The following is a 25,250-nucleotide window of genomic DNA, read 5'->3' as shown; positions in this document are numbered from 1 at the left end:
TTGCGATGACGCCTACAGACGCCAAGCGCCCGCTGCAGCTCAATGATCAGGGCCAGCTGCGCCACTTTCTGTCGCTCGACGGTTTGCGCCGCGAGCTGCTGACTGAAATCCTCGACACCGCTGACTCGTTCCTTGAAGTCGGTGCCCGAGCGGTGAAAAAAGTCCCGTTGCTGCGCGGCAAGACCGTATGCAACGTGTTCTTCGAGAACTCCACTCGCACCCGTACCACCTTTGAAATGGCCGCCCAGCGCCTGTCTGCCGACGTGATCACGCTCAACGTGTCGACCTCGTCGGCGAGCAAGGGCGAGACCCTGCTCGACACCCTGCGCAACCTTGAAGCCATGGCCGCTGACATGTTCGTGGTACGCCACGGCGACTCCGGTGCCGCCCACTTCATTGCTGAGCACGTGTGCCCTCAGGTAGCGATCATCAATGGTGGCGACGGCCGTCACGCGCACCCGACCCAGGGCATGCTCGACATGCTGACCATTCGTCGGCACAAGGGCGGTTTTGAGAACCTGTCGGTGGCCATCGTCGGCGACATCCTGCACTCGCGGGTCGCGCGCTCGAACATGATCGCCCTCAAGACCCTCGGCTGCCCTGACATCCGCGTGATTGCACCCAAGACCTTGCTGCCGATCGGCATCGAGCAATATGGGGTGAAGGTCTACACCGACATGACCGAAGGCCTGAAAGACGTCGACGTGGTGATCATGTTGCGCCTGCAGCGCGAGCGCATGTCCGGCGGCCTGTTGCCGAGCGAAGGCGAGTTCTACCGCCTGTTCGGCCTGACCACTGCACGCCTGGCCGGTGCCAAGCCCGATTGCATCGTGATGCACCCGGGCCCCATCAACCGCGGGGTCGAAATCGAGTCCGCCGTGGCCGACGGTCCGCACTCGGTGATTCTCAACCAAGTGACCTACGGCATTGCCGTACGCATGGCCGTGTTGTCCATGACCATGAGCGGACAAACCGCCCAGCGCCAATTCGAACAGGAGAACGCCCAGTGAAGCTCAGCATTCTCGGCGCCCGTGTAATTGATCCGGGCACCCAGCTGGATCAAGTGACTGACCTGCATCTGGAAGCCGGCAAGATCATTGCCATTGGCGCAGCGCCAGCCGGTTTCACCCCGACTCAAACCATTGAGGCCCAGGGCCTGGTAGCCGCCCCCGGCCTGGTTGACCTGAACGTCGCCCTGCGCGAACCGGGTTACAGCCGCAAAGGCACCATTGCCAGCGAAACCCGTGCTGCGGCAGCCGGTGGCGTCACCAGCCTGTGCTGCCCGCCGCACACCAAGCCGGTACTGGATACCTCGGCGGTGGCCGAGCTGATCCTGGACCGCGCCCGCGAAGCCGGAAACTGCAAAGTGTTCCCCATTGGCGCACTGAGCAAGGGCCTGGAGGGCGAGCAGCTTGCAGAGCTGATCGCTTTGCGCGACGCCGGCTGTGTGGCGTTTGGCAATGGCCTCAACAGCTTCACCAACACCCGCACCCTGTGCCGGGCACTGGAATACGCGGCCACGTTCGACCTGACGGTGATTTTCCACTCCCAGGACCGTGACCTGGCCGAAGGCGGTATTGCCCACGATGGCGCGATGGCCGCGTTCCGTGGTTTGCCGGGCATCCCGGAAACCGCCGAGACCGTGGCGCTGGCCCGGGATCTGCTGCTGGTTGAGCAAAGCGGTGTGCGCGCCCACTTCAGTCAACTGACCAGTGCACGGGGTGTGGCCCTGATCGCCCAGGCCCAGGCACGCGGCCTCAAGGTCACTGCCGATGTGGCGCTGTATCAGCTTATTTTGACGGATGAGGCCCTGGAGGATTTCTCCAGCGTTTACCACGTGCAACCGCCGTTGCGTACCCGTGCCGACCGTGATGGTCTGCGCGAGGCGGTGAAGTCGGGTGTGGTGCAAGCCATCTCCAGCCATCACCAGCCCCACGAACGCGACGCCAAACTGGCACCGTTCGGGGCTACCGAACCGGGCATGAGCAGTGTTGAAGTATTGCTGCCGCTGGCGATGACCCTGGTAGAAGACGGCCTGCTGGACTTGCCGACACTGCTTTCTCGTCTCAGCGCAGGCCCGGCTCAGGCGCTGCGCCTACCGGCCGGCAAGCTGGCGGTAGGCTCGGCTGCAGACCTGGTGCTGTTTGACCCGGCGGCCTCGACCCTGGTCGGCGAAAAATGGCATTCCAAAGGCGATAACTGCCCGTTCCTCGGCCATTGCCTGCCGAGTGCCGTGCGTTACACGCTGGTGGATGGTCGGATCAGTTACGAAGGCTGAAGCCTGAAGTGCACCCTGTGGGAGCGGGCTTGCTCGCGATTGGATTAACTCGGTCTTTCAGAAGGACCGAGGTGCCTGAATCGCGAGCAAGCCTGCTCCCACAGGCTTTAATGTGCGACGGTTTAACGACGCTCTGCGTTCTTGATCGAGATCTGCTCGTTCAAGGTCCAGAAGTCATACAGGATACCGATCAGGAACAAACCACCGGTAAACAGGTAGATGATCCCGGTGATCCATTTGCCCATGTACATGCGGTGTACGCCGAACAACCCCAGAAACGTCAGCAGAATCCAGGCCACGCTGTAGTCTGTGTCACCTGAGGTGAATCGCAAGTCAGCTTCACGGTCCATGCTCGGGATCAGGAACAAGTCGATCAACCAGCCAATTCCCAACAAGCCCAAGGTGAAAAACCAGATCGTCCCGGTCACCGGCTTGCCGTAATAGAAGCGATGCGCCCCCAGAAAACCGAAAATCCACAGCAGGTAGCCCAGCACTTTGCTGTGAGTATCGCGTTGTATATCGTCTCGATAGCCGCTCATAAATGCCCTCGTTGCTGCTGATAGAAAAATATTGTGAAGTTTTTTGTGACTTTTTTACTGTCGTGCAAAAGGTAAAAGTGTCTTACAAGAAATGGCGCAAAGCCTTATAGGACCTGACCTGCGCCGTCACCATGTGACAATTTGCCACCACCTTTGCGGAATTTGACCCCATAGTCCAACTGACAAATGGCCTGAGAAAGGACAAAAAAGCTGTTATAAAGTTTCGCGTTTATAACCATTGAGCCCTGCCGAATGCGTCCTATATTCAAGACATGGCTAACCATTTGCCTATTATTGCCACTGGCCGCCCACGCCACCAATCGTGAGCAACATCTTCCTTCGGGCTTCACCGGCTACACCGCAAAGTCATCTGCGGGCGCCGCTTACGTTGCCTCTAACAGCAAGACCGTAGCACGTCCTGCAGCCAGTAAAGCCCACCGCAAAGCCCCAGGCAAAATTGCGACCGCTTCACTGGCAGCCGCCAACAAGCAAAGCAGCACGGTCCTGAGCCGCGCTGTAAACGTGTTGGGCACCCCTTATCGTTGGGGCGGCAGCAGCCCAAGCAAAGGGTTTGACTGCAGCGGCCTGGTCAAATATGCCTTCAATGACGTTGCAGCAGTCGACTTGCCTCGCACTTCAAGCGAAATGGCCAGTGGTCATGGTCAGAAGGTCGAACGCAAGGACCTGAAGCCTGGCGACCTGCTGTTTTTCAACATCAAGAGCCGCAAGGTCAACCACGTTGCCATCTACCTGGGCAACGACCGGTTCATCCACGCTCCGCGTCGCGGCAAGTCGGTCACTATCGACACGCTGAAAAAGCCTTACTGGCAGAGCCACTACGTGGTCGCCAAGCGCGTATTACCTAAAGAGAAAGCCCCGCTGCAGGTTGTACAACGCTAAAGCTGTGGGAGCGGGCTTGCTCGCGATGGGAGCGATGTGGTTCACCCGCTGAACCGCGCCGCCTGGATCGCGAGCAAGCCCGCTCCCACAGAAACAACACCCCCACCCGATTATTGCGTCAATCCCTGCTCCCTCAGCCTGTTCAGGCCCATTTCAAGCGTCTGCATGCCCACCGCTGCGCCGGTCTGGATCGCTGAAACCATCTGCGCCACCTTGTTCTCCCGAATCAGATGTCGAATCGCAGGCGTAGCCAGCATGATTTCGTGAGCCGCCACACGCCCCCCTCCTGCTTTTTTCACCAGTGTCTGGGAAACCACGGCCAGCAGTGACTCCGAGAGCATGGCGCGCACCATTGCCTTTTCGTCGCCGGGAAACACATCCACCATCCGGTCGATGGTCTTGGCCGCCGACGATGTGTGCAGCGTGGCAAACACCAGATGCCCGGTTTCTGCCGCTGTCAGCGCCAGCCTGATGGTGTCCAGGTCGCGCATCTCGCCCAGCATGATCACATCCGGGTCTTCGCGCATGGCCGAACGCAAGGCGGCTGCAAAGCTGTGGGTGTGGCGATGCACCTCGCGCTGGCTGATCAGGGACTGACGCGGCGGGTGGATAAACTCGATCGGGTCCTCAAGGGTGAGGATGTGCCGTTGGCGGGTGCGGTTGAGGTGATCAATCATCGCCGCCAGGGTGGTGGTCTTGCCCGAGCCCGTCGCGCCCGTGACCAGGACCAGCCCGTGGGGTGCCTGGCAGAGCTGGCTGAATACGTCGCCCAGGCCCAGCGATTCAAGGCTGGGCACCGTCTCGGCAATGCGGCGAAACACGGCTCCGGGGCCGCGCTGCTGTTCGAAAACATTGACCCTGAAGCGACCCAGCCCCGGCAGGGCGTACGCAAAATCGGCTTCGAGTCGCGCCTCAAACCCTCGGCGCTGTGCTTCACTCATGACGCCCTGGACTAGCCTTCGCACTTGCCCTGCCTCCAGCACCGGCAAATCGCAACGCTGCATGTCACCGTCAATGCGCAGCATCGGCACCACGCCCGCTGACAGGTGCAAGTCCGAAGCCCCGTGGTTGACGCTTAACGCCAACAGGTCGGCGATATCCATCCCCCCTCCCAATTCCAGTAGAATGCCGCAGACTTTCACAACGGCGGGCTTAAACGAATGTCCACGATAGCAGGCAACATTGCACAGGTTGAGGCTCGCATCCGTGCAGCAGCACTGGCTGTGCAACGTGATGTAACGAGCATTCACCTGCTCGCTGTCAGCAAGACCAAACCTGCCGCCGCACTGCGTGAAGCCTATGCCGCAGGGGTTCGCGACTTTGGCGAAAACTACCTGCAGGAAGCCCGCGCCAAACAGGTCGAATTAGCCGACCTGCCCTTGTGTTGGCACTTCATCGGCCCCATTCAATCGAACAAGACGCGCGACATCGCCGAGCATTTTGCGTGGGTGCATTCCGTTGACCGGCTCAAGATTGCCCAGCGCTTGTCTGACCAGCGCCCGGCAGACTTGCCGCCGCTCAACATCTGCATTCAGGTCAATGTCAGTGGCGAGGCCAGTAAATCGGGCTGTAACCCGGCAGACTTGCCTGCGCTGGCGGCCGCAATCAGCGCGCTGCCCCGTTTGAAACTGCGCGGCTTGATGGCGATTCCGGAACCAACGCAAGACCGCGCCGAGCAGGACGCCGCATTTGCGGCGGTACGTACGCTGCAAGAGAGCCTGAACATGGGGCTCGACACGCTTTCGATGGGCATGAGCCACGACCTTGAGTCGGCTATTGCCCAAGGTGCCACCTGGGTGCGCATTGGCACCGCATTATTTGGCGCCCGCGACTACGGCCAGGCCTGAAGGGGCCTTCTCTTTTTTTATAAGGATCGGTTATGAGCAAAACGCGTATTGCCTTTATCGGCGCCGGCAACATGGCTTCCAGCCTGATCGGCGGCCTGTTGGCCAAAGGTCTGGATGCAGCACAGATCCGCGCCAGCGATCCCGGTGCCGAGACCCGGGCCAAAGTGGCAGCCGAGCACGGTGTCGAGCTGTTTGCCGATAACGCCCAAGCCATTCAAGACGCCGATGTGATTGTGATCGCAGTCAAGCCACAGGCCATGAAAGCCGTGTGCCAGGACCTGCGCCCGCACCTCTTGCCGCATCAGTTGCTGGTATCGATTGCCGCAGGCATTACCTGCGCCAGCCTCTTCAACTGGCTGGGCAACCAACCGCTGGTACGCTGCATGCCCAACACCCCGGCGCTGCTGGGCAAAGGCGTGAGCGGCCTGTACGCCACCTCCGGCGTCAGCGCCGAGCAACGCCAGCTGGCCGAGCAACTGTTGAGCGCCGTGGGCATTGTGGTGTGGGTTGATACCGAAGCGCAGATCGATGCCGTGACCGCCGTGTCCGGCAGTGGTCCTGCGTACTTCTTCTTGCTGATCGAAGCCATGACCGAGGCTGGCGTCAAGCTCGGCCTGCCCCGCGAAGTCGCCAAGCAGCTTGCCGAGCAGACCGCCCTGGGCGCCGCGCACATGGCCGTGGGCAGCGATGTCGACGCCGCCGAACTGCGCCGCCGCGTGACTTCGCCAGCCGGCACCACCGAAGCTGCAATCAAATCATTCCAGGCCGACGGCTTCGCAGCCTCGGTCGAAAAAGCATTGAGTGCCGCCGCGCACCGCTCGGCCGAAATGGCCGAACAACTGGGTCAATAAGGAGCACATGATGTCAGGACTAAATGGCGCAGCCATTTTCGTAATTCAAACCCTGGGTAGCCTCTACCTGCTGATCGTACTGCTGCGGTTCATCCTGCAGCTGGTGCGCGCCAACTTCTACAACCCGTTGTGCCAGTTCACGGTCAAGGCCACCCAGCCTTTGCTCAAGCCTCTGCGCCGGGTGATTCCAAGCCTGTTCGGCCTGGACATGTCGTCCCTGGTACTGGCTATCGTCGTGCAGATGGTGATTTTCGCCGTGGTACTGACGCTCAGCTACATGTCGTTCAACGTGCTGGGCCTGCTGCTGTGGGCGATCATTGGCGTGACCGCACTGTTTTTGAAGGTGTTCTTCTTCGCCATGATCATCAGCGTGATCCTGTCGTGGGTTGCACCGGGCAGCACCAGCCCGGGCGCTGAACTGGTCAACCAGATCACCGAGCCTGCACTGGCACCGTTTCGCCGCTTCCTGCCAAGCATGGGCGGCCTGGATATCTCGCCGATCCTGGCGTTCATGGTCATCCAGTTGATCCAGAGCTACGTGATCCCGCCATTGGCGATGTACGTCGGCATGCCGGTCGTGTTGTTCGGCCTGATCTGATGAGCTACTTCCGTTGGGACGGCGAGGACCTGATTCTCGACTGTCACCTGCAACCCAAGGCCAGCAGCGACGAGTTCGCTGGCTTGCACGGTGATCGTCTGAAAATCCGCCTCACTGCCCCGCCGGTAGAAGGCAAGGCCAATGCCCACCTGATGGCTTTTCTGGCCAAGGCGTTTGGCATCTCCAAAAGCCAGGTAAGCCTGATCAGCGGCGAACTGAACCGTCAGAAACGAGTGCGCTTGCACGGCCCGAAAAAACTGCCGGACCTGCCAGGGCTGGCCAGGCCATGAACCAAAATTTGTAGTCGCTGCCGCAGGCTGCGAAGAGTTGCGTAGCGACTCGTTGTCCAGGGGGCGCCCACGATCCCCTTCGCAGCCTGCGGCAGCGACTACAGGTTTGGGTCAGCTCATAAAATCAGCCCAGACCATTGCTTGCTGCTGGGTCCCCCGCTCATTAGACTTACGCCTCATTTAAATGAGAGCAGGGTCGATGCCAGCTGCCTTTCCCCCCGATTCCGTTGGTCTGGTTGTGCCGCAAACGGCGCACTTCAACGAGCCCCTAGCGTTAGCCTGCGGCCGCTCGCTGCCTGCCTACGACCTGATTTACGAAACCTACGGTCAGCTCAATGCCACCGCCAGCAATGCGGTACTGATCTGTCATGCGCTGTCAGGGCACCATCATGCGGCGGGCTATCACAGCGCCGATGATCGCAAGCCCGGCTGGTGGGACAGTTGCATCGGTCCCGGCAAGCCAATCGACACCAACAAGTTCTTCGTCGTCAGCCTGAACAATCTGGGCGGCTGCAACGGCTCTACCGGCCCCAGCAGCACCAACCCCGAAACCGGTCGCCCGTTTGGCGCCGAGTTCCCGGTATTGACCGTCGAAGACTGGGTCCACAGCCAGGCACGTCTGGCCGACCGGCTGGGCATCTACCAGTGGGCCGCCGTGATCGGTGGCAGCCTGGGCGGCATGCAGGCGCTCCAGTGGAGCATCAGCTACCCGGATCGCCTGCGCCATTGTCTGGCGATTGCCTCGGCACCCAAATTGTCTGCGCAAAACATCGCGTTCAACGAAGTCGCCCGCCAGGCCATCCTCACCGACCCCGAGTTCCACGGCGGTTCGTTCCAGGAAAAAGGCGTAATCCCCAAGCGCGGCCTGATGCTGGCACGCATGGTAGGGCACATCACTTATCTGTCCGATGACTCGATGGGTGAAAAATTCGGCCGTGGCCTGAAAAACGAAAACCTCAACTACGACTTCCACAGCGTCGAGTTCCAGGTCGAGAGTTACCTGCGTTATCAGGGTGAAGAGTTCTCCGGGCGTTTCGACGCCAATACCTACCTGCTGATGACCAAGGCGCTGGACTACTTCGACCCCGCGGCCAATTTCGACGACGACCTGGCCAAAACCTTTGCCGGTGCCAAGGCGCGCTTTTGCGTGATGTCGTTCACCACCGACTGGCGCTTCTCGCCGGCCCGTTCGCGGGAGCTGGTGGATGCCCTGATGGCCGCGAAAAAAGACGTGTGCTATCTGGAAATCGACGCTCCGCAGGGCCATGACGCCTTCCTGATCCCGATTCCGCGCTACCTGCAAGCCTTCAGCAACTACATGAACCGAATAGAACTGTGAGAACGCCATGAGAGCCGACCTGGAAATCATCCAAGAATGGATCCCCGCCGGCAGCCGCGTGCTCGACCTCGGTTGTGGTGATGGTGAGCTGCTGAGCTGGCTGCGCGACAACAAACAAGTCACCGGCTACGGCCTGGAAAACGACCCGGACAATATCGCCGAGTGCGTTGCCAAGGGCATCAACGTCATCGAGCAAGACCTCGACAAAGGCCTGGGCAACTTCGCCAGCAACAGTTTCGACATCGTGGTCATGACTCAGGCGCTGCAAGCCGTGCATTACCCCGACCGGATCCTCGACGAGATGCTGCGTGTGGGTCGCCAATGCATCATCACCTTCCCCAACTTCGGCCACTGGCGCTGCCGCTGGTACCTGGCCAGCAAGGGACGGATGCCGGTTTCCGACTTTCTGCCCTACACCTGGTACAACACGCCGAACATCCACTTCTGCACCTTCGAAGACTTCGAAGCGCTGTGCCGTGGTCGTGAAGCCCGGGTGATCAACCGTCTTGCCGTGGATCAACAACACCGACACGGGTGGGCAAGCAAGATATGGCCTAACCTGTTGGGCGAGATTGGCATTTATCGTGTCAGCAGCCCTGGCCTTCAAGATCATCAGGTCGCGGTCTAAACCAGCAAGTTCAAGGAGAGTGACAATGGGTCGTATTGGATTACTACTGCTTTCAATGTGTTTTGGCATGCAGGCGTTTGCCGGTGACGGCACCTCTGCCCAGCGTCAGCAGACGTTTGGCGACACAACGGTGTATTACAACGCGTTCCCGTCGACTTTCCTGACGCCGGACATCGCCAACGAATTTCAAGTCACCCGCAGCAAAACCAATGCGGTCCTGAACATCACCCTGAACAAGGGCGGCAAAAACATTGCCGCCAACGTTCAGGGCACGGTCCAGAGTGGCGACGCCAAACCGACACCGCTGACGTTCCGGCAGGTGGGCAAGAACGGCGAAATCAACTATCTGGCCCAGTTCCCGGTAGCCGGACCGCAAACCTTCACCTTCAAGGTGGATGTGAAGGCTGGCGGCGCAACCTCTGAAACCATCCAATTTTCTCAAATGGTCGCTCCAATCGAATGATGAACCTCACGCAACTGGTACTGGCTAGCCACAACGCCGGCAAACTCAAAGAACTTCAGGCCATGCTCGGCGAGTCGGTGCAGTTGCGCTCGATTGGAGAGTTCAGCAGCGTCGAACCGGATGAGACCGGTTTGTCGTTTGTTGAAAACGCGATTCTCAAAGCCCGCAATGCGGCGCGCATCTCGGGTTTGCCGGCACTGGCCGACGATTCGGGGCTGGCGGTGGACTTTCTTGGTGGCGCGCCGGGCATCTATTCGGCGCGTTACGCTGACGGCCAAGGTGACGCGGCGAACAACGCCAAGCTGCTGGACGCCCTCAAGGACGTGCCTGAAGCCGAGCGCGGCGCACAGTTTGTCTGCGTGCTGGCGCTGGTGCGCCACGCCGATGATCCGCTGCCGATTATCTGCGAAGGCTTGTGGCACGGGCGCATCCTGCCTGTGGCCAGTGGCGAACACGGTTTTGGCTATGACCCGCTGTTCTGGGTCCCGGAGCGCAACTGCTCCAGCGCCGAACTCAGCCCGATCGAGAAAAACCAGCTGAGCCATCGTGCCCGGGCCATGGTTCTTCTGCGTCAGCGTTTGGGCCTGAAATGACCCACGACACACCTCCACAGCCGCTCTATCTGGGCGCGGCTGGCTTTACCCAGCAGGCGCCACGCGCGCCGCTGAGCCAATTGCCACCCCTGTCGCTGTACATCCATATCCCGTGGTGCGTGCGCAAATGCCCGTACTGCGACTTCAACTCCCACACCGCAAGCCCGGTGCTGCCCGAAGACGAGTACGTCGACGCGCTGCTGGCCGATCTTGATCAGGACCTGCATGCCGTCTATGGCCGTGAGCTGAGCTCGATATTTTTCGGCGGCGGCACACCCAGCCTGTTCAGCGCGCAATCCCTGGGGCGCTTGCTCAAGGGTGTTGAAGCGCGTATCCCGTTTGCCAGCGATATCGAAATCACCCTGGAAGCCAACCCCGGTACGTTCGAGCAGGAAAAGTTCGTGGCCTACCGCCAACTGGGGATCAATCGCCTGTCGATTGGTATCCAGAGCTTCCAGCAAGAAAAACTGCAGGCCCTGGGCCGCATCCACAACGGTGACGAGGCCGTGCGTGCCGCCGGGATGGCGCGTCAGGCGGGCTTTGACAATTTCAACCTGGACTTGATGCACGGCTTGCCCGATCAGTCGCTGGAAGACGCCCTGGGCGACCTGCGCCAGGCGATCGCACTCAAGCCGACCCACCTGTCGTGGTATCAGCTGACACTGGAACCCAATACCGTGTTCTGGAACCAGCCGCCGGTTCTGCCTGAAGACGACACCTTGTGGGATATTCAGGAAGCCGGCCAGGCACTGCTCGCCGAACACGGCTACGCCCAGTACGAAGTTTCGGCTTATGCCCAGCCCGGTCGTGCGGCGCGGCATAACCTCAACTACTGGAGCTTTGGCGACTTTATCGGCATCGGCGCCGGAGCCCACGGCAAATTGAGCCATCCCGATGGCCGTATCGTACGCACCTGGAAAACCCGCCTGCCGAAGGACTACCTGAATCCAGCTAAAAACTTTCAAGCAGGCGAGAAAACCCTTACAGCCGAAGAGCTACCTTTCGAGTTTCTAATGAACGCCTTGCGCCTGACCGATGGCGTCGACTCGGTGCTCTACCCTCAGCGCACCGGGTTGCCCCTGGAAAGCCTGAGCATTGGACGTAAAGAAGCCGAACAAAGTGGCTTATTGCAGGTCGAACCGTCACGCCTGGCGGCAACCGCCCGGGGCCAGCTGTTTCTCAACGACTTGTTGCAGCACTTTTTGACCTAAGGAACTCGAATGGACTTGGTACTTGACCTGCTTGCCACCGTATCGCGCTGGAGCCGCAGCCATCTCTCGGAGATCGCTCTGGCATTGATTGGCTGTGTGCTGGTGCTGTTTGGTGCCGACTTCAAGGGCTGGGTCGAACAACGTCTGGGCAGCATCGCCGGCGCCTTGCGCGTTCCGCTGATGGCCTTGCTGTGCCTGATCGGCAGCGGCGCTGCGTTGATCTATGCCACGCCGTGGGTAGAGCGCGGATTGAGCCAGTTCAACAACTACAGCCTGGCGCCGGTGTTGTTGGTGGTGCTGGTGTTGATCGGGGTTGTGGCGGATCGACGGGGGTAGACGTACCTGACTGTAGTCGCTGCCGAGGCACGAGGCTGCGACCGGCGGCGAAGCCGTCGCACTTACCTCGTGGATCTTCAAAGAAACGGGTTGCTACGCAACCCTTCGCAGCCTTCGGCAGCGACTACGCCAGTTTTTCGAACTTCAAATCCCACACGCCATGACCCAGACGTTCGCCGCGGCGTTCGAACTTGGTCACCGGGCGCTCAGGCGGACGCGGCACGCAAAGGCCATCTTCAGCCAGGTTGCGGTAGCCCGGCGCGACGTTCATCACTTCCAGCATGTATTCAGCGTACGGTTCCCAATCGGTAGCCATGTGCAGCACGCCACCGGCCTTGAGCTTGGAGCGCACCAGCTCGGCGAAGGACGCTTGCACGATCCGGCGCTTGTGGTGACGGCTCTTGTGCCAAGGGTCCGGGAAGAACAGCAACAGACGGTCAAGGCTGTTGTCTGCCACGCAACGGGTCAGCACTTCGATCGCATCGCAATCGTAAACCCGCAGGTTGGTCAGGCCCTGGGTCAGCACGCCATTTAACAGCGCGCCCACACCCGGGCGGTGAACCTCTACCCCGATGAAGTCCTGCTCAGGCGAAGCAGCCGCCATTTCCAGCAGGGAATGGCCCATGCCAAAGCCGATTTCGAGGGTACGCGGCGCGGAGCGGCCGAACACCTGATCAAAATCGACCGGCGCGTCAGCCAGCGGCAGTACATAGAGCGGCGTGCCTTGATCGAGGCCGCGTTGCTGGCCTTCGGTCATGCGCCCGGCGCGCATCACAAAACTCTTGATGCGGCGGTGTTGGCGATCTTCGCCTTCTTCCGGGATTGGGGTGTCTAGTGATTCAGTCATCAGTGGCTCTTACTTGATCAGACCATCCAGCGGCGAAGAGGCGCTGGCATAGAGTTTTTTCGGCATGCGCCCGGCCAGATACGCCAGACGGCCCGCCACAATGGCGTGCTTCATGGCTTCGGCCATGATGATCGGGTGCTGGGCGTTGGCGATGGCCGAGTTCATCAGCACCGCCTCACAGCCCATTTCCATGGCAATGGTCGCGTCGGAGGCAGTACCCACACCCGCATCGACCAGCACCGGAATTTTTGCTTCTTCAAGAATGATGCGCAGGTTGTACGGATTGCAGATCCCCAAACCTGTACCAATCAGGCCAGCCAGCGGCATCACGGCAATACAGCCCATGGCTTCAAGCTCGCGGGCAATGATCGGGTCATCACTGGTGTACACCATGACGTCAAAACCGTCCTTGACCAGAATCTCGGCGGCCTTGAGGGTTTCGATGACGTTGGGGAACAGGGTCTTCTGATCTGCCAGCACTTCGAGCTTGACCAGCTTGTGGCCATCGAGCAGTTCACGGGCCAGGCGGCAGGTGCGTACAGCTTCGACCGCGTCATAGCAACCGGCGGTGTTCGGCAGGATGGTGTAGCGATCCGGCGGCAACACGTCCAGCAGGTTGGGCTCGCCCGGGTTCTGGCCGATGTTGGTGCGACGCACAGCAACAGTGACGATTTCAGCACCCGAGGCTTCGATGGCCAGGCGGGTTTCTTCAAGGTCACGGTACTTGCCGGTGCCTACCAGCAAACGCGACTGATAGGTACGGCCAGCCAGGGTAAAGGGCTTGTCGCTGCGAACGTTGCTCATCGGGAATCCTCTTTAATTGTGTGCACTGTGGGCCGGGCGTGAAGTGTGTGGCAAAACCTAGCCGCCACCGATGGCGTGCACCACTTCAACCTGATCGCCTGCTTTGAGTACCGTTTCGGCATGCTGGCTGCGCGGGACAATGTCCAGATTGAGCTCGACCGCGACCCGACGGCCCGTCAGCTCCTGGCGTGCCAGCAGATCCGCGACGGTCTCGCCGTCCGGTAGTTCAAAGGATTCACCGTTCAACTGAATGAGCATGCGCGACGCTGCCTTCATTTTAAGGGGCCAGCATTCTAGCCCGATCAGTCAGGCCGACCCAAGCCATTCATCTTGTGGTCTCAGCTCAGGCGCCAGGCGGCCAGCCCCAAACACAGCCAGCCGGCCAAAAATGCCAGGCCACCGAAGGGTGTAATGATCCCCAGCTTGCTGATGCCAGTCATGGTCAGCAGGTACAGACTGCCCGAGAACAGCACGATCCCGAGGGCGAAACAGATACCTGCCCAGGTCACCAGGCGTCCGGGCAGATGCGTGGCAAGCAATGCCACGCCGAAAAGGGCCAGGGTGTGGACCAGTTGGTAGGTCACGCCTGTATGAAAAATAGCCAGATACTGCTCACTCAAGCGACCTTTCAGGCCGTGGGCGGCGAATGCGCCCAGCGCAACACCGGTAAAGCCAAAGAAAGCGGCCAGCATCAAATAAGTGCGCAGCATGGGGTAACTCCAGTCAGGATCATCGAATGGCGCAGGGTCTGTATAATGGCCCGCTCAACGGGTTCGGCCAAGCCATCTATGCTGCGTTTTCTTGTTCACCGCTTTCTTAAAGCCCTGCTCTGGTTCGCAGTGGGCAGCGCATTGCTGGTGCTGATCTTTCGCTGGGTGCCACCACCCGGCACTGCACTGATGGTCGAGCGCAAGGTCGAGTCCTGGTTCGATGGTGAGCCCATCGACCTGCAGCGCAGTTGGCGGCCGTGGGATGAAATCTCCAACGACCTCAAAGTCGCAGTCATGGCTGGCGAGGATCAGAAATTTCCCGAGCACTGGGGTTTCGACTTCGGTGCAATCCGCGCTGCCCTGGTGCACAACGAGCAGGGCGGCACATTGCGCGGCGCCAGCACGCTGAGCCAGCAAGTGTCGAAGAACCTGTTTTTATGGTCGGGCCGCAGCTGGTTACGCAAGGGCCTGGAAGCCTGGTTTACCGGGTTGATTGAAATCCTTTGGCCCAAGCAGCGAATTCTTGAGGTGTATCTCAACAGTGCAGAGTGGGATGAAGGCGTATTCGGCGCAGAAGCGGCAGCTCGCCATCACTTCGGTGTGAGTGCCAAGAACCTTTCAACCCAGCAGGCCAGCTACCTGGCAGCGGTGCTGCCCAGCCCGCTGAACTGGAGTGCCAGCCACCCCAGCACCTACGTGAGCCGCCGCGCAGGCTGGATTCGCCAGCAAATGCGCCAGTTGGGCGGTGATAGCTACCTCGACACCCTGAATAACTCGCGCAAGGCGCCGTGGGCTGACTGAAGCAGCCCCCCACACCATCCGCGCCGTAGAATGAACGCAATTGCAACACATACAAAAACGCCCCGACTCTTGCGAGCCGGGGCGTTTTTTTATCGAGCCGGGTTAGGCGGCAATCGACAGTTTGAGCTTGTTCATCGCGCTTTTTTCAAGCTGACGAATCCGCTCGGCAGACACGTTGTACTTCTGTGCCAGGTCGTGCAGCGTGGCTTTCTCTTCAGCCAGCCAGCGCTGATACAGAATGTCGCGACTGCGGTCGTCCAGCACTTCCAGCGCTTCATGCAGGTTGCTGGTGGAGTTATCGGTCCAGTCAGCATCTTCCAGTTGGCGCGCCGGGTCGTACCGATGGTCTTCCAGGTAGTTGGCTGGCGACTGGAATGCACTGTCGTCGTCAGCTTCAGCTGCCGGGTCGAAGGCCATGTCATGACCGGTCAGGCGGCTTTCCATCTCGCGCACTTCGCGAGGCTCTACGCCGAGGCTTTCAGCCACACGATGAACTTCGTCGTTGTTCAGCCAGGCCAAACGTTTTTTCTGGCTGCGCAGGTTGAAGAACAGTTTGCGCTGAGCCTTGGTGGTCGCAACTTTCACGATCCGCCAGTTACGCAAAATGAACTCGTGGATCTCTGCCTTGATCCAGTGAACGGCGAACGACACCAGACGCACGCCCATTTCAGGGTTAAAGCGTTTGACCGCCTTCATCAGGCCGACGTTGCCTTCCTGGATCAGGTCAGCCTGAGCCAGGCCATAGCCCGAATAACTACGGGCAATGTGTACAACAAAACGCAGGTGGGCGAGCACCATCTGCCGAGCCGCCCCCAAATCCTGCTCATAATAGAGACTCTCGGCCAGTTCACGCTCCTGCTCCGGTGTCAGCAGTGGAATGCTGTTCACCGTGTTGACATAGGCCTCAAGGTTCGCACCAGGGACCAACGCATACGCAGGTTGCAAAGAAGTGGTCATACGAAAAAACCTCCGTCTTACATAACTCGTGCAGTTCAGCACTGCGAAAGTTGACCGAAAACCTGGAAAAAAGTTCCCAAAAAAAGCTGAAAAGGTCAACAGGTGTAAAGACACTACTTGGGCGAAAGCTCACGTAAGTGACGCGCGACTGCAATCCATGCACCGATATACCCTAACAACACCGCGCCAAGCAAGAGAGACAGACCATCGGCTACCGGCACACCCGCCAGGGCAAAATTGCTGCCATACAGACCAGCCAATCCCACCACCGCGTCGTTTAGCCAATTCAGGCCGAAAGCCAAAACGCCCCAGGAAAGCACTCCCGCACCGAAACCATACAGCGCGCCCATGTACAGAAATGGCCTGCGCACATAGCTGTCAGTACCACCGACCAGCTTGATGACTTCAATTTCGATACGACGATTCTCGATATGCAAACGAATCGTATTACCGATGACCAGCAGCAAAGCTGATACCAGCAACACCGTCAAGCCAAACACAAAACGGTCACCCAATTTCAGGATGGCCGCCAAGCGCTCGACCCAGACTAGATCAAGTTGCGCCTGTTGCACATTTGGCAACTGCGCAAGACGCTCGCGAAGCGCCTCAAGTGTGGCTTTATCGACCTCGGCCGGGGTCACGAGCACTACGCCCGGCAACGGGTTATCGGGCAGTTCTTTAAGCGCTTCGCCCAGCCCAGACTGCTGCTGGAACTCTTCAAGAGCTTTTTCACGGCTGATGAATTCTGCGTCAGCCACCCCCGCCATACCTTTTATCTGATCGCTGAGTTTTTCACCCTGCTCGCTGCTGGCATCCATCTGCAAGTACAGAGAGATTTGCGCTGCACGCTGCCAGGAACCTCCCAAGCGCTCGACGTTGTTAAGCAACAACGACAAGCCCATGGGCAGACTCAGAGCAACGGCCATCACCAGACAGGTAAAAAAACTGCCAATGGGCTGCTTGCCCAGGCGCTTGAGGCTATCGAGCAAGCTTGCACGGTGGGCCTCAACCCAGGCGTGAAACAACATGCCAAAGGTCGGACCATCGTCATCGTCGTGTTTTTTCTTCGGTGGCTGCGGATCGGCTGCCTTGGGTGCTACGCGTTCGGACACTTTGGAGCTGCGTGTTGCACTCATACGGCGGCCTCCCCGTCGCCAATCAATCGCCCGCGCTGCAAGGTCAGCATACGATGGCGCATGCGTGCGATCAGGGCCAGGTCATGGCTGGCGATCAGTACGCTGGTGCCCAAACGGTTGATGTCTTCAAATACGCCCATGATTTCCGCCGCCAGACGCGGATCGAGGTTACCGGTGGGCTCATCGGCCAGCAGCAAGGCCGGACGATGGACAATGGCTCGGGCAATGCCCACGCGTTGTTGCTGACCTGTGGACAAGTCACCTGGATAAAGATCGGTTTTGTCCGACAGCGCAACACGCTCCAGCGCCGAGTCGACTCGCTTGGCGATTTCAGGTTTGGACAACCCGAGAATCTGCAGCGGCAAGGCGACGTTGTTGAACACCGTGCGATCAAACAACAGCTGGTGGTTCTGGAACACCACGCCGATCTGGCGACGCAAGAAAGGAATCTGCGCATTGCTGATCTGCCCCAGGTCCTGCCCGGCCAGCAGCAACTTGCCGGTGGTCGGACGTTCCATCGCCAGCAGCAGGCGCAACAGCGTGCTTTTACCTGCGCCGGAGTGGCCGGTCACAAAGAGGAATTCGCCCCGACGGACCCGAAAGCTCAGCTCGTGCAGGCCCACGTGTCCATTTGGATAGCGCTTACCGACCTGCTCGAAACGAATCATGGACGCTCCCGCTCCGCAAACAGAGCCTGGACAAAGGGTTCGGACTCAAAGTCACGCAAATCATCAATGCCTTCACCCACACCGATAAAGCGGATCGGGATATTGAATTGCTTGGCCAAGGCGAAAATCACCCCGCCCTTGGCCGTGCCGTCCAGCTTGGTCAGCGCCAGGCCTGTGAGGGCAACGGTCTGATCAAACTGCTTGGTCTGGCTGATAGCGTTCTGCCCCGTGCCAGCATCAAGCACCAGCAACACTTCGTGCGGGGCGTCGGCGTCGAGCTTGCCGATAACCCGACGAACTTTCTTGAGTTCTTCCATCAGATTGTCTTTGGTGTGCAGGCGACCGGCGGTATCAGCGATCAATACGTCGATGCCACGGGCCTTGGCGGCTTGCACGGCGTCAAAAATCACCGATGCCGAGTCAGCGCCAGTGTGCTGGGCAATGACCGGGATATGGTTGCGCTCGCCCCACACCTGCAACTGCTCAACGGCCGCGGCGCGGAAGGTATCACCGGCCGCCAGCATGACTTTCTTGCCTTCAAGCTGCAGCTTTTTGGCCAGCTTGCCTATGGTGGTGGTTTTACCGGCACCGTTGACGCCCACCACCAGAATCACGAATGGCTTGTTTTGCGATTCGATTTTCAGCGGCTGTTCAACCGGCTTGAGCATGGCCGCCAGCTCGTCCTGCAACGACTTGTACAGTGCGTCGGCATCGGTCAATTGCTTGCGGGCGACTTTCTGCGTCAGGTTTTTAATGATCACCGACGTTGCTTCAACGCCCACATCGGCGGTCAGCAAACGGGTTTCGATCTCTTCGAGCAAATCGTCATCAATGGCCTTTTTACCCAGAAACAGGCTGGCCATGCCTTCGCCAATGCTGGCGCTGGTCTTGGACAGACCTTGCTTGAGACGGGCAAAGAAGCCTGTCTTGGGTTCAGCGGCAACCACCGGAGCCGGCACCGGGGCTTCAACCACAGGAGCGGCTGCAGCCACTACAGGAGCTGGCACGATGACCGGCTCAACAACGGCAACTGGCTCTGGCTCTGGCTCAACGATGGGTTCAACCACCTCGGGCTCTTCAACCACAGGCTCCGGGGCAATCACCGGCTCGGGAACAACCACCTCGGGCTCAGGAATCGGAGGCACGACATGCGGCGCTTGCACGTCGGCAACCAGTGCCACCGGCTCTTCGGGAACAGGCAACGGCGGCCAGGGCGCCGCCTCAGGGGCGACAGGCGGTTCAATGGCTGGCTCAACCGCTGGTGCTGCGGCCACGACGACCACTTCAGGCGTTGCCTCGACGACCACAGTGGCCTCAATCAACGGCTGCGGGGTAATTTCGGGCGCAGGCGCGGACTGTTCCACGACGGTTTCCTGCGGCTTTCTGCGCAGCCATCCGAACAGGCCTTTTTTCTCGCCAGCCGCAGCTGGGTTCTTCTTGTCGTCGTTGGAACCAAACATGGAGGACGGCTATCTCATCGTAGCGGTGCGCCACTGTGGCGCCCCGGCAAATAATATTCGGTGTGAAACAGACTGTAATTTTGTCAGCTTGTTCGCACGCAACTGTGTTCAGAGGGTAAAACGCACCTCGTGAACTTCGTCTTAACTCGGGTCTGTCACGGGAAAGTCGGCAAAAATGCGAAATTTACCGGGATACATCCACACTTCCAAGCGGGCTCCTATACTGCCCGATCAACCTTAGTCTGATCGTCAATGGCCTGATAGGCGTGGCCGCCGGTAAAACGGATCAGTATCCTAGCACCTCCTCACCTGCAGACGCTAAGGCCGAGCAGGTAGCCCAACAGGTTAAAAAACGAATGAATCTAGCCCGCCGCGCTGCTGGCCTGTTGCTCAGCACAGTTTTACTTCCGCTTTCGGCCCTGGCGGCCGAACCGCAGCCTACTCACGAGTTCCGCCTGGACAATGGCCTGAAAGTCATTGTGCGCGAAGACCATCGCGCGCCCGTAGTGGTCTCCCAGGTCTGGTACAAAGTGGGTTCCAGTTTCGAGACGCCCGGCAAGACCGGCCTGTCCCACGCCCTTGAGCACATGATGTTCAAGGGCAGCAACAAGGTCGGCCCCGGCGAGGCCTCGTTGATCCTGCGCGACCTTGGCGCCCAGGAAAACGCCTTCACCAGCGACGACTACACCGCCTATTACCAGGTGCTGGCCCGTGACCGCCTGGGCGTGGCCTTTGAACTTGAGGCCGACCGCATGGCCAGCCTTCGCCTGCCGCCTGAAGAGTTCAAGCGCGAGATCGAAGTGATCAAGGAAGAACGCCGCCTGCGCACCGACGACCAGCCCATGAGCAAAGCCTACGAGCTGTTCAGTGCAATGGCCTTCCCGTCCAGCGGCTACCACACTCCGACCATCGGCTGGATGGTGGACCTTGAGCGCATGAGCGTTGGCGAACTGCGCGCATGGTATGAAGAGTGGTATGCGCCCAACAACGCCACGCTGGTCGTGGTCGGCGACGTGACCCCGGATGAAGTCAAAGCCCTGGCTCAACGCTACTTCGGGCCTGTTCCAAAACGCGAAATTCCTGTCGCCAAAATCCCGCTGGAGCTGCCAACCCCTGGCGAGCGCCTGCTCAAGATACACGTACAGACCCAACTGCCAAGCTTGATGCTGGGCTTTAACGTGCCAAGCATTGCGACGGCCAAAGACCCGATCACCGCCAATGCCCTGCGCCTGATTTCTGCGCTGCTGGACGGCGGCTACAGCGCACGCATGCCGACCCAGCTTGAGCGCGGTGAAGAACTGGTCTCCGGGGCATCGTCCAGCTACAACGCCTTCACCCGTGGCGACAGCCTGTTCATGCTTTCAGCAATGCCCAACAGCCAGAAAAAAGTCACCATGGCCCAGGCCGAAGCGGGTTTGTGGCGTTTGCTCGACGACCTGAAAAAGACCCCGCCTACCACTGAAGAACTTGAGCGCGTGCGTGCCCAGGTGATTGCCGGCCTGGTCTACGAGCGCGACTCGATCACCAGCCAGGCCACCTCGATTGGCCAACTGGAAACCGTCGGCCTGTCCTGGAAGCTGATGGACTCCGAGCTGGCTGACCTGCAAAAGGTCACACCGGCCGATATCCAGCAAGCCGCCCGCACCTATTTCACTCGCGACCGCCTGAGCGTTGCGCATGTTCTGCCCGAGGAGAAAACCCATGAGTGAGCGTAAAGCCTCCCGCTTCGCCCTGCTCGGTCTGAGCGCTGCCGTTCTGGTTGGCGCACTCGGCTACTTTTTTGCCAATCCCGACCAATCGGTTGCAAGCCAGGCGCTGGACAAGGCCAAGACCGAGCAAAAACTCCAGTCATTGGCCGAACTCGACGGCAAGGCTCCCAGCCACCGTGCGCTGAACGTGCAAACCTGGAAAACTGCCGAAGGCTCCAAAGTGCTGTTCGTCGAAGCACGGGAGCTGCCGATGTTCGACCTGCGCCTGACCTTCGCCGCCGGCAGCAGCCAGGACGACAACACGCCAGGCCTGGCACTGCTGACCAACGCCATGCTCAACGAAGGCGTGGCCGGCAAAGATGTAGGCGCCATCGCCCAGGGCTTTGAAGGCCTGGGTGCCGACTTCGGCAATGGTGCTTATCGCGATATGGCCGTTGCCTCACTGCGCAGCCTGAGCGATGTGGACAAACGCACTCCGGCGCTCAATCTGTTCGCCGAGGTGGTGGGCAAGCCGACATTCCCGGCTGACTCCCTGGCGCGGATCAAAAACCAGTTGCTCGCCAGCTTTGAGTTCCAGAAGCAAAACCCCGGAAAACTGGCCAGCGATGAGCTGTTCAAGCGCCTGTACGGCGATCACCCGTACGCTCACGCCAGCGATGGCAACGCCCAAAGCATCATCTCTATAACCATCGATCAACTCAAGGCCTTCCACAACAAGGCCTACACCGCTGGCAACGCAGTCATTGCGATCGTTGGCGACCTGTCTCGCGCTGAAGCAGAAGCCATCGCAGCCCAGGTTTCGGCCGCGCTGCCCAAGGGCCCGGCCGTTGCAAAAACAGTGCAACCGAGCGAGCCAAAACCCGGCGCAACCCACATCGAGTTCCCGTCCAAGCAAACCCACTTGCTGGTGTCCCAGCTGGGCATTGACCGTGACGATCCCGACTATGCCGCACTGGCTTTGGGCAACAGCATCCTGGGTGGCGGCGGTTTCGGCACGCGCCTGATGACTGAAGTGCGTGAAAAGCGCGGCCTGACCTATGGCGTGTATTCCGGCTTCAGCCCGATGCAAGCCCGTGGCCCGTTCATGATCAACCTGCAAACCCGTGCCGAATTGAGCGAAGGTACGCTCAAATTGGTGCAAGACATTTTGGCTGATTACCTGAAAAATGGTCCGACGCAAAAAGAACTCGACGATGCCAAGCGTGAACTGGCAGGCAGCTTCCCGCTGTCCACTGCCAGCAACTCAGCCATCGTCGGCCAACTTGGCGCAATGGGCTTCTATGATTTGCCTTTGGACTATCTTGAAACCTTCATGCAGAAATCCCAGGACCTGACCACCGATCAGGTCAAGGCCGCCATGAACAAGCACCTGAGCGCCGACAAAATGGTCGTAGTGACCGCTGGCCCAACCGTGCCGCAAAAACCACTGCCACCTCCTACCGACAAACCTTCAGAGCAACCTCTTGGGGTTCCGGAGCATTAATGGCAAAGCCAAAAAACACATCGCACTCAGGTGCGGGTCAGTTACGCATCATTGGCGGGGAATGGCGCAGCCGCAAGCTCGACTTCCCCCATGTAGAGGGCCTGCGTCCGACACCGGATCGCGTGCGAGAAACCCTGTTCAACTGGTTGGCCCCGCACATCGGCGGCGCCAAGGTACTGGACGTATTCGCCGGCAGCGGCGCGCTGTTCCTTGAAGCCATGTCCCGCGGCGCAGCCAAAGGCGTGGCACTGGACAGCAACCGCGATGCGATTTCCAACATTCGCGAGAACATGGGCATCCTGCGCTGCACGGTCGGCGAAGTGCAGCAGACCGACGCCCTTCGTTATCTGGACGCGACGGCAACTGACACGTTCGACGTGGTTTTCCTGGACCCGCCGTTCAACAAGGACCTGCTCAAGCCGGCCTGCGACCTGCTGGAGCAACGCGGCTGGCTGGCCGATGACGCATGGGTTTACACCGAAAGCGAAGTCCGCCCATCGGAACTGAGCCTGCCTGCCAACTGGCGCCTGCACCGCGAGCAAAAAGCCGGGGGCGTGAACTACGCCCTGTGGCAGCGTGAGGCTGCGGCCGCACAATAACCTGTAGCCGCTGCCGCAGGCTGCGATCGAGCCCGAAGGGATTGCTCTTTTTCAAGAGCAATCCCTTCGGCCCTTATCGCAGCCTACGGCAGCGGCTCCACGGTCCGGGCGATGCCTTGAGCGCGCCTGCAAACACAAAATCCCTGCGTAACACCCTCTCCTGCCTTCGCAAGCCCAGCCGGTTCTTTTGATGGGACCCCGTTGCATGCCAACCATCAGATAACTAACTGGCCATTACGCAACACTTGGGTGCCGGGCTGCAATGTGGCAATTTAGACACCCGCCGTACCTGTCATCCGATGAGAACCACCGTGCCTTTTTCAGCCAGCCATGCTTTACCCCTCAAGCCGTTTGTCACGGCGCCGGGTTTGGGCAATCCTCATATCCAGACGTTATGGGGGCCGTTATGGCGCACAAAACCTGCCATCGAGCATCGGCGTGAACGCATCTGGCTCAAGGACGGCGACTTTCTCGATCTGGACTGGCACGGCACGCCGCAGGCATATGCCCCCGTCGTTCTGGTGCTGCACGGCCTGACCGGCTCATCGGGTTCGCACTATGTTCTGGGGCTGCAAAACGCCCTTGCCGCACGCGGCTGGACCAGTGCTGCACTGAACTGGAGAGGCTGCTCGGGCGAACCCAACCTGTTGGCTCGCAGCTATCATTCAGGCGCCAGCGAAGACCTGGCCGAGGCCGTGGCGCATTTGCGCGCCACACACCCGTTGGCGCCGCTGTATGCCGTGGGCTATTCGCTGGGGGGCAATGTGCTGCTCAAGTATCTGGGCGAAAGCGGCCACGAGAGTGGCTTGCAAGGTGCCGTCGCCGTATCGGTACCGTTCCGTCTTGACCAGTGTGCAGACCGGATCGGCCTCGGGTTTTCGAGGGTCTACCAGGCTCATTTCATGCGCGAGATGCTGGCCTACGTCAAAGTCAAAAAGCACCGGTTCCAGCTCGATGCCCAACACGAAGGCCTCGCTAGGCTGGCCGAGCTGGGTTCAGTGAAGACGCTGGGAAAGATGCGTACCTTCTGGGAATTCGATGACCGTGTGACAGCCCCCCTTAACGGCTATCTCAACGTCGATGATTACTACCGTCGCGCCTCCAGTCGTTACTTCCTTGGTACTATCGACACCCCAACCCTGATTATCCAGTCCACGGACGATCCGTTCGTGTTCAAGCACAGCATCCCTGAAACCAGCGAGCTGTCGCCCAGCACGCAACTTGAATTGCACGCCAAAGGCGGACATGTCGGCTTTTTGGAAGGTACGCCGACCAGGCCGGGTTACTACCTTGAGCGACGGATTCCCCAATGGCTGGCCGCGCTGCGGCTTGAGTCCGAGTAATGGACGCACAGCAGGGTGAGTCGATTCGCTTCTGGCAGACGCCGCCCCTGACGGGTGTCGAATTGCTCACGGCGCGCTATATCGAGCACCGCTTCGTGCCCCATGTGCATGATGGTTTTGTGATCGGCATGATCGTCGAGGGCGCCCAGCGTTATCGCTATCGGGGCGCCGAACACCTGGCCGCCACGGGCACGCTGGTGCTGATCAACCCGGACGAAGTCCACAATGGGCACAAAGGCCATGATGCGGGCTGGCGCTACCGGGCTTTTTACCCGGACAACGCGCAAATTCAACAATTGCTCGAAGAACTCGAACTGCCCGCCACGCACTTGCCGACCTTCAATGACACATTGCTGTACGACAGCGACCTGTTTCACGGGTTGTTCCGGCTGCATCAATTGCTGGAAGGGCCAGAAACCGCCTTGCACCAGCAAACTGTATGGCGCCAGATGATGCTAGCCCTGCTCAATCGCCATGCCCGCCTGCCGATGCCGGCAAAACCCGGCGTCGAGCATCGTGCCGTAAGCCGGGCCAAGGAACTGTTAAACGCCCGGCTGGCAGAGCCACCCTCACTGGAAGAGCTCGCCGCAGCGGTCAACTTGTCTGCGTTCCACTTTGCCCGGGTGTTTCAACGAGCCACTGGCATGCCGCCACACACCTGGCTGATGCAGCAGCGCATCGCCCATGCCCGGGCCTTGTTGCAACAAGGCTGCTTGCCGCTACAAGTGGCGACGCAATTGGGTTTTGCCGACCAGAGCCACCTGAGTCGGCAATTCAAGAAGGTCTATGGCGTTGGCCCTGGTGCGTATCGCTTGGCCAGTGCCAACTCGGACCGCCGATGATTGCAGCCCGCTCCCACA

Annotated in this window: 29 protein-coding genes; 19 read left to right on the top strand and 10 right to left on the bottom strand. The window is 59.8% G+C overall.

What is annotated here, in order from left to right; genetic code table 11:
* Positions 1-5: 5 nt before the first annotated feature.
* Together VSQ83_RS00820 and VSQ83_RS00815 are read left to right on the top strand one after the other, a co-directional pair.
* Positions 6-1,010 carry an aspartate carbamoyltransferase catalytic subunit gene (locus VSQ83_RS00820; RefSeq protein ID WP_019828034.1) on the top strand — a complete coding sequence of 335 codons (1,005 nt, stop codon included), beginning with the start codon at positions 6-8 and terminating at the stop codon, positions 1,008-1,010.
* Positions 1,007-2,278 (top strand): dihydroorotase, encoded by a 1,272-nt coding sequence (locus tag VSQ83_RS00815; RefSeq protein WP_133075173.1) that lies wholly within the window; start codon positions 1,007-1,009, stop codon positions 2,276-2,278. The genes VSQ83_RS00820 and VSQ83_RS00815 overlap by 4 nt, the downstream gene beginning before the upstream one ends.
* A gap of 122 nt (positions 2,279-2,400) precedes the next feature.
* On the opposite strand, the gene VSQ83_RS00810 is transcribed toward VSQ83_RS00815, so the two are convergent.
* The gene (locus VSQ83_RS00810; protein ID WP_133075172.1) at positions 2,401-2,817 is read right to left on the bottom strand and encodes an NINE protein; all 417 of its coding nucleotides are present in this window, start codon (positions 2,815-2,817) and stop codon (positions 2,401-2,403) included.
* Positions 2,818-3,069: 252 nt separating this feature from the next.
* On the opposite strand from VSQ83_RS00810, the gene VSQ83_RS00805 reads away from it, so the two are divergent.
* Positions 3,070-3,717, top strand: a complete 648-nt coding sequence (locus VSQ83_RS00805) for a C40 family peptidase (protein ID WP_133075171.1) — start codon at positions 3,070-3,072, stop codon at positions 3,715-3,717.
* A 110-nt stretch (positions 3,718-3,827) separates the two neighbouring features.
* Here VSQ83_RS00805 and VSQ83_RS00800 read toward each other — a convergent pair whose 3' ends face one another.
* Positions 3,828-4,820 (bottom strand): type IV pilus twitching motility protein PilT, encoded by a 993-nt coding sequence (locus VSQ83_RS00800; protein ID WP_133075170.1) that lies wholly within the window; start codon positions 4,818-4,820, stop codon positions 3,828-3,830.
* Between the two features lie 57 nt (positions 4,821-4,877).
* Between VSQ83_RS00800 and VSQ83_RS00795 the strand changes: the two genes are divergently transcribed.
* The 10 genes from VSQ83_RS00795 to VSQ83_RS00750 all read left to right on the top strand — a co-directional run bounded on the left by VSQ83_RS00795 (position 4,878) and on the right by VSQ83_RS00750 (position 11,873).
* Entirely contained in the window at positions 4,878-5,564 is a 687-nt protein-coding gene (locus tag VSQ83_RS00795) for a YggS family pyridoxal phosphate-dependent enzyme (RefSeq protein ID WP_326425045.1), read from the top strand.
* A 32-nt stretch (positions 5,565-5,596) separates the two neighbouring features.
* Positions 5,597-6,415 carry a pyrroline-5-carboxylate reductase gene (gene proC / locus VSQ83_RS00790; protein WP_326425043.1) on the top strand — a complete coding sequence of 273 codons (819 nt, stop codon included), beginning with the start codon at positions 5,597-5,599 and terminating at the stop codon, positions 6,413-6,415.
* 10 nt (positions 6,416-6,425) lie between these two features.
* Entirely contained in the window at positions 6,426-7,013 is a 588-nt protein-coding gene (locus tag VSQ83_RS00785; RefSeq protein WP_133075167.1) for a YggT family protein, read from the top strand.
* Positions 7,013-7,303 (top strand): DUF167 domain-containing protein, encoded by a 291-nt coding sequence (locus VSQ83_RS00780; RefSeq protein WP_019828043.1) that lies wholly within the window; start codon positions 7,013-7,015, stop codon positions 7,301-7,303. The genes VSQ83_RS00785 and VSQ83_RS00780 overlap by 1 nt, the downstream gene beginning before the upstream one ends.
* Positions 7,304-7,502: 199 nt before the next feature.
* Complete coding sequence (metX, locus tag VSQ83_RS00775) at positions 7,503-8,642, top strand: homoserine O-succinyltransferase MetX (protein ID WP_133075165.1); 1,140 nt, start codon at positions 7,503-7,505, stop codon at positions 8,640-8,642.
* 7 nt (positions 8,643-8,649) lie between these two features.
* Positions 8,650-9,270, top strand: a complete 621-nt coding sequence (metW, locus tag VSQ83_RS00770) for a methionine biosynthesis protein MetW (protein WP_326425041.1) — start codon at positions 8,650-8,652, stop codon at positions 9,268-9,270.
* 25 nt (positions 9,271-9,295) lie between these two features.
* Positions 9,296-9,733, top strand: a complete 438-nt coding sequence (locus VSQ83_RS00765; RefSeq protein ID WP_133075163.1) for a DUF4426 domain-containing protein — start codon at positions 9,296-9,298, stop codon at positions 9,731-9,733.
* Positions 9,730-10,326: an RdgB/HAM1 family non-canonical purine NTP pyrophosphatase gene (rdgB, locus tag VSQ83_RS00760; protein WP_133075162.1), complete on the top strand. Its 597-nt coding sequence runs from the start codon at positions 9,730-9,732 to the stop codon at positions 10,324-10,326. Before VSQ83_RS00765 ends, rdgB begins: the two co-directional genes overlap by 4 nt.
* Positions 10,323-11,537: a radical SAM family heme chaperone HemW gene (hemW, locus tag VSQ83_RS00755; RefSeq protein ID WP_326425038.1), complete on the top strand. Its 1,215-nt coding sequence runs from the start codon at positions 10,323-10,325 to the stop codon at positions 11,535-11,537. Before rdgB ends, hemW begins: the two co-directional genes overlap by 4 nt.
* Before the next feature lie 9 nt (positions 11,538-11,546).
* A complete protein-coding gene (locus VSQ83_RS00750; RefSeq protein WP_046810379.1) occupies positions 11,547-11,873 on the top strand; it encodes a DUF3392 domain-containing protein in 327 nt (108 codons plus the stop codon).
* A 124-nt stretch (positions 11,874-11,997) separates the two neighbouring features.
* Here the strand turns inward: VSQ83_RS00750 and trmB are convergent, their stop codons facing one another.
* The 4 genes from trmB to VSQ83_RS00730 form a co-directional block, all read right to left on the bottom strand.
* Complete coding sequence (trmB, locus tag VSQ83_RS00745; RefSeq protein WP_133075160.1) at positions 11,998-12,720, bottom strand: tRNA (guanosine(46)-N7)-methyltransferase TrmB; 723 nt, start codon at positions 12,718-12,720, stop codon at positions 11,998-12,000.
* Between the two features lie 9 nt (positions 12,721-12,729).
* Positions 12,730-13,524 carry a thiazole synthase gene (locus VSQ83_RS00740; RefSeq protein WP_019828053.1) on the bottom strand — a complete coding sequence of 265 codons (795 nt, stop codon included), beginning with the start codon at positions 13,522-13,524 and terminating at the stop codon, positions 12,730-12,732.
* A gap of 57 nt (positions 13,525-13,581) precedes the next feature.
* On the bottom strand, positions 13,582-13,782 hold the full coding sequence (gene thiS / locus VSQ83_RS00735) for a sulfur carrier protein ThiS (protein WP_016782550.1): 201 nt from the start codon (positions 13,780-13,782) through the stop codon (positions 13,582-13,584).
* An 80-nt stretch (positions 13,783-13,862) separates the two neighbouring features.
* On the bottom strand, positions 13,863-14,234 hold the full coding sequence (locus VSQ83_RS00730) for a DUF423 domain-containing protein (protein ID WP_133075159.1): 372 nt from the start codon (positions 14,232-14,234) through the stop codon (positions 13,863-13,865).
* 45 nt (positions 14,235-14,279) lie between these two features.
* On the opposite strand from VSQ83_RS00730, the gene mtgA reads away from it, so the two are divergent.
* Positions 14,280-15,035, top strand: a complete 756-nt coding sequence (mtgA, locus tag VSQ83_RS00725; RefSeq protein ID WP_133075158.1) for a monofunctional biosynthetic peptidoglycan transglycosylase — start codon at positions 14,280-14,282, stop codon at positions 15,033-15,035.
* A gap of 102 nt (positions 15,036-15,137) precedes the next feature.
* Here the strand turns inward: mtgA and rpoH are convergent, their stop codons facing one another.
* The 4 genes from rpoH to ftsY all read right to left on the bottom strand — a co-directional run bounded on the left by rpoH (position 15,138) and on the right by ftsY (position 19,256).
* The gene (rpoH, locus tag VSQ83_RS00720) at positions 15,138-15,992 is read right to left on the bottom strand and encodes an RNA polymerase sigma factor RpoH (protein WP_004419731.1); all 855 of its coding nucleotides are present in this window, start codon (positions 15,990-15,992) and stop codon (positions 15,138-15,140) included.
* A 113-nt stretch (positions 15,993-16,105) separates the two neighbouring features.
* Complete coding sequence (gene ftsX / locus VSQ83_RS00715; RefSeq protein WP_133075157.1) at positions 16,106-17,128, bottom strand: permease-like cell division protein FtsX; 1,023 nt, start codon at positions 17,126-17,128, stop codon at positions 16,106-16,108.
* The gene (gene ftsE, locus VSQ83_RS00710) at positions 17,125-17,796 is read right to left on the bottom strand and encodes a cell division ATP-binding protein FtsE (protein ID WP_019828060.1); all 672 of its coding nucleotides are present in this window, start codon (positions 17,794-17,796) and stop codon (positions 17,125-17,127) included. The genes ftsX and ftsE overlap by 4 nt, the downstream gene beginning before the upstream one ends.
* A complete protein-coding gene (ftsY, locus tag VSQ83_RS00705; RefSeq protein ID WP_326425036.1) occupies positions 17,793-19,256 on the bottom strand; it encodes a signal recognition particle-docking protein FtsY in 1,464 nt (487 codons plus the stop codon). Before ftsY ends, ftsE begins: the two co-directional genes overlap by 4 nt.
* A gap of 356 nt (positions 19,257-19,612) precedes the next feature.
* Between ftsY and VSQ83_RS00700 the strand changes: the two genes are divergently transcribed.
* The 5 genes from VSQ83_RS00700 (at position 19,613) to VSQ83_RS00680 (ending at position 25,232) form a co-directional block, all read left to right on the top strand.
* Positions 19,613-20,965, top strand: coding sequence for a M16 family metallopeptidase (locus VSQ83_RS00700; RefSeq protein ID WP_133075155.1), 1,353 nt, complete (start codon positions 19,613-19,615; stop codon positions 20,963-20,965).
* Positions 20,958-22,448 carry a M16 family metallopeptidase gene (locus VSQ83_RS00695; RefSeq protein ID WP_326425034.1) on the top strand — a complete coding sequence of 497 codons (1,491 nt, stop codon included), beginning with the start codon at positions 20,958-20,960 and terminating at the stop codon, positions 22,446-22,448. The genes VSQ83_RS00700 and VSQ83_RS00695 overlap by 8 nt, the downstream gene beginning before the upstream one ends.
* Positions 22,448-23,047, top strand: coding sequence for a 16S rRNA (guanine(966)-N(2))-methyltransferase RsmD (gene rsmD / locus VSQ83_RS00690; protein ID WP_133075153.1), 600 nt, complete (start codon positions 22,448-22,450; stop codon positions 23,045-23,047). The genes VSQ83_RS00695 and rsmD overlap by 1 nt, the downstream gene beginning before the upstream one ends.
* A 311-nt stretch (positions 23,048-23,358) precedes the next feature.
* On the top strand, positions 23,359-24,390 hold the full coding sequence (locus VSQ83_RS00685) for a hydrolase (protein WP_326425032.1): 1,032 nt from the start codon (positions 23,359-23,361) through the stop codon (positions 24,388-24,390).
* Positions 24,390-25,232 carry an AraC family transcriptional regulator gene (locus tag VSQ83_RS00680; RefSeq protein WP_219262673.1) on the top strand — a complete coding sequence of 281 codons (843 nt, stop codon included), beginning with the start codon at positions 24,390-24,392 and terminating at the stop codon, positions 25,230-25,232. Before VSQ83_RS00685 ends, VSQ83_RS00680 begins: the two co-directional genes overlap by 1 nt.
* Positions 25,233-25,250: the final 18 nt, after the last annotated feature.

The organism is Pseudomonas sp. DSV-1 (assembly GCF_035830915.1).
GTDB lineage: Bacteria > Pseudomonadota > Gammaproteobacteria > Pseudomonadales > Pseudomonadaceae > Aquipseudomonas.
This window is presented reverse-complemented; position numbering and strand designations above follow the sequence as displayed.